This window comes from Serratia sp. MMO-28, assembly GCF_037199905.1.
Taxonomy (GTDB): domain Bacteria; phylum Pseudomonadota; class Gammaproteobacteria; order Enterobacterales; family Enterobacteriaceae; genus Chania; species Chania oryzae.
The window spans coordinates 1-814 of the sequence record NZ_JBBCVB010000079.1 but is presented as its reverse complement, the minus strand read 5'-3'; the positions used below and the strand labels follow the sequence as shown (position 1 = coordinate 814).

The 814-nt window shown below is 53.6% G+C and carries 1 protein-coding gene; it reads left to right on the top strand.

The window, feature by feature from the left end; all coding sequences use genetic code 11:
• Window positions 1-104 precede the first annotated feature (104 nt).
• On the top strand, window positions 105-814 hold a 710-nt coding region (gene gpJ / locus WG891_RS26595; protein ID WP_443006377.1), incomplete at its 3' end, for a TipJ family phage tail tip protein.

The following is an 814-nucleotide window of genomic DNA, read 5'->3' as shown; positions in this document are numbered from 1 at the left end:
GGGGCGATTATTTCCGCAGGGATCTACGCCGAAGATCAGCAGTAACCTAATCCCCCTCAATCAGGCCCGCTTAATGCGGGTTTTTTTACGCCCGGAGAAACGTAATGTCAGCAATTATTGAAGGTCGCAAGGGTGGCGGCGGTAGCCAGCATACCCCTGTTGAATCGCCAGATTCCTTGCAGTCCACATCTTACGCCAAGATTTTGCTGGCGTTGGGTGAGGGGGAGTTTGCCGGTGGTTTAGACGGTACAAACATTTTCCTTGATGGCACGCCAATCATCGGCCCGGATGGCACAGAAAACTTTCCTGGCGTGAAGTGGGAGTTTCGGCCTGGCACGCCAGACCAGGCTTACATACCAGGTATGCCGTCCGTTGAGAACGAGATCACTGTCGGTACCGAACTGACTAGCGCTAATCCTTGGGTTCGCTCACTGACTAATACCCAGCTTTCCGCCGTTCGCCTGCGCTTTTCGTGGCAACAGTTACAGCAGCAACTGGATAACGGTGACGTGGTTGGCTATCGGATTGAGTACGCCATTGATGTGGCCACAGATGGCGGGGCTTACCAGCAGGTATTCCCCTCTGCTGTAGACGGCAAGACCACGACAAAATACGAGCGCAGCCACCGCATCGATTTACCGAAAGCCACAACTGGCTGGCAGATACGTGTGCGCCGTCTGACACCGAACAGCACCAGCAACAGGGTTGCCGATAAGATGGTGATCGAGTCGATCACTGAACTGATTGACGTAAAACTCCGCTACCCAGAAACCGCTCTTCTGTTCGTTGAGTTCAACGCAAAGCAGTTTCAGAA